Origin of the sequence: Brevundimonas sp., assembly GCF_035561115.1 — a bacterium.
Lineage (GTDB): Bacteria > Pseudomonadota > Alphaproteobacteria > Caulobacterales > Caulobacteraceae > Brevundimonas.
Window position 1 is genome coordinate 1 of record NZ_DATMYH010000082.1, and the last position, 2,749, is coordinate 2,749.

The following is a 2,749-nucleotide window of genomic DNA, read 5'->3' on the forward strand; positions in this document are numbered from 1 at the left end:
CCGAGCTGAACGTCGAGCTGATCACCCCGATCGCCATGGAAGAGAAGCTGCGCTTCGCCATCCGCGAAGGCGGCCGCACCGTCGGCGCCGGCGTGGTGTCCAAGATCAACGAATAGTCTTCGTCGACATCGGTACGCGTAACAAAACCCCCGTCGGATCGCTCCGGCGGGGGTTTTTGCTGTACCGCTGGGGCGGGATTCGCGGGGGGCGACATGTTCAGACAGGGCAGCCTGGATACGCTGTGCGGCGTCTACGCCATCATCAACAGCACCCATGAGGTGTGCGCGACGTGGGAAAGCCGCCTGAAGCCCGACCATCACCGGGCGCTGTTCCGGGTCCTGTGCGAGGCGCTGGCGACCGAAGGCGATCTGGCGAGCGCCCTGGCCGGCGACGGCATGGGCGTCCAGACCCTGCGCAAGCTCCTTCGACGCGCCCATATGTACGTCGAGGACGAGACCGGGCTGCCCTTCACGCACAAGCGCGCCTTCAACAGCGAACCGGTGCCGCTGGACCGGTATTGGGACGTCCTTCGCGACCATGTGGACGAGAACGGTCCGGGCTCGGCGCTGATCAGCCTGACCGGCCGCCACTGCCACTGGTCGTGTGTCCGCAGCGTGAGCGACGCCGGGATGGTGTTGCGGGACTCCGACGGGCTGATCCGGCTGAACCGGGCGCGCTGCACCACCGCTGCAGGGGGCGACCGCCGTCACCACGTCCTGTGGCCGACCGAAACCCTGCTGGTCACCTGAGGCTCAGACGAACCGAACCACCACGCCCGGCCTGACCCCGGCCGCAAGCTGTTCGGCGTCCCAGTTGGTCAGGCGCACACAGCCGTTGGAGGCGGTCTTGCCGATCTTCGACGGGTCGGGCGAGCCGTGGATGCCGTAGGTGTCGCGCGACAGGTCGATCCACACTGTGCCGACCGGATTGTTGGGACCGGCGGGGACGACGATCTTTTCGGTCCCGCGATCGTAGGTCACGCGGCTGGGGTCGTAGGTGTAGTTAGGCTCGGGGGCGACGCCGGTGACGGTGACGGTTCCGGACGGGGCCGGGCGCTCGCTGGAGCCGATGGTGGCCGGATAGAAGGCCAGCAGTTTTCCGGAAGCGTCATAGGCCCGGGCCGAGCGCTCGGTCTTGTCGACGACGATCCGGGCCACGCCGGCGAGGGGCGTGTCGGTCACGGCCGGGACGATGATGGTCTGACCGGCGCGCCGGAAGTCGACGCCGGGATTCAGGCCCTGAAGCAGGGCCTCGGTGATGTGGTAGCGCTCGGCCAGCCGCTCGCGGGCGCTGGCGTAGTGGACGCCCGATCGCGCCAGATCGGACAGGTCGCCGGTCGAAGGCGGGCTGAACGGGCCGGCGACGTCCGCCGCGGTCAGCACATATTGCGCCATCACCCGGCCGGTGTCGGCCGCCGCGAGATGCTGCAGCAGGGCGGCGTCGGCTGCGTCGCCTTCGCCCAGGTTGTTGGCCTTGCGATACGCGGCGATGGCCTGACGCGTATTGTCGCCGGCCAGGCCGTCGATCATGCCCGGCGAAAAGGGCGTCCGGTCCAGCAGGATCTGAAGCCGGACCAGGCCGGGATCCGGCGGCGTCGGGGCGGCGGGAGCGCCGGTTTCCTCGCCGGCCGGCGCCAGGGGGGGCAGGGGCTCAGCGCCGGTCGCGTCCGGCGCGGACGCCGCGGGGACGCCGGCCTCGATCTGTTCGACGGTCAGGATGGGCGGGTCCCCGGCCTGCCCCTGCGTCGGGGCTCCGGGCGGGGATCGGGCCGGCTCAGCGGGGTCGGGGGCTCCGCACGCGGCGAGTGCAATAAGGCTGGCGGAGGCGAGGATCAGACGAAGCGACATGGAAATCCGGATTGTGACTGTGTCCGGACCCAATCCGCTGGCGCCCCGGTCGTTCCGTACGCCGATCAGCGGAGCGCCGCCGCCAGTCCTTCTGCGGTGATCTCCGCCCAGCAGGCGTAGCCCTGATCGTTCAGGTGCAGATCGTCGGGACCGATCCCGCCTCGCTCCAGTCCCGACCAGTCCGACATGGCGGAGAACCGGTGCAGGACCGCATAGCCGACCCGGCCGCCCTCCAGATCAATCAGCCGCGACATCTCCCCGAGCGCCGGGTTGCGGCCCCGGAACGAGGGATTGGTCGTACCGTCGGGCAGGCGCTGGGGGTCGATCAGCAGGACATCGACGTCCGCACGGTCGAGCACGGCTTCGCCCTGACGGAAGTCGGCGAAGACGTCGTCCATCGACCGGTCGCGCAGCACGTCGTTGGTCCCGAGCTGCCAGATCACCAGATCGGGCCGGCGGGCCGTGATCTCGCGCTCCAGCCGGGCCGCGGTCTCCTTCGTCGTCTCGCCGCCGATCCCCCTGTTGATGACGGTCACCTCGACGCCCTGGAGCCGGCGCTCCAGCCCGGCTTCCAGCAGGGGAACGAAGCCGAGCCCGGGCTGGCTGGCGCCGGCCCCCTCGATGGACGAGGACCCCATGGCCAGTATGACCAGCTGGCCCGAGGCGACCGCCGCCCGGCTGTCGTCCAGACCCTCGTTGGCGACGAGGTGGCGGGCGGAAACGGGACAGGCCGCCGGCGCGGCCTGGGCCAGCAGAAAGACCGAGAGGGCGGCGGCCGCGATCACGGATTGGGTTTTCCGGTGGCGGGATCCGTAGCGGTTTCGCCCGAGTTGGACGAGCCTTCCGAGCCTCGCGGCTCCGTGGCGGGACGCGGGGACTGGCCCTCACGCGCCGGCGTGCGC

Annotated in this window: 4 protein-coding genes; 2 read left to right on the plus strand and 2 right to left on the minus strand. The window is 70.4% G+C overall.

What is annotated here, in order from left to right; translation table 11 throughout:
• On the plus strand, positions 1-116 hold a 116-nt coding region (locus VN378_RS10470; protein WP_325743522.1), incomplete at its 5' end, for a hypothetical protein.
• Between the two features lie 96 nt (positions 117-212).
• Positions 213-749, plus strand: coding sequence for a hypothetical protein (locus tag VN378_RS10475; RefSeq protein WP_325743519.1), 537 nt, complete (start codon positions 213-215; stop codon positions 747-749).
• A gap of 3 nt (positions 750-752) precedes the next feature.
• Here the strand turns inward: VN378_RS10475 and VN378_RS10480 are convergent, their stop codons facing one another.
• Together VN378_RS10480 and VN378_RS10485 are read right to left on the minus strand one after the other, a co-directional pair.
• Complete coding sequence (locus VN378_RS10480) at positions 753-1,847, minus strand: L,D-transpeptidase (RefSeq protein WP_325743520.1); 1,095 nt, start codon at positions 1,845-1,847, stop codon at positions 753-755.
• Positions 1,848-1,912: 65 nt separating this feature from the next.
• Entirely contained in the window at positions 1,913-2,632 is a 720-nt protein-coding gene (locus VN378_RS10485) for an SGNH/GDSL hydrolase family protein (RefSeq protein WP_325743521.1), read from the minus strand.
• Between the last annotated feature and the right edge of the window lie 117 nt (positions 2,633-2,749).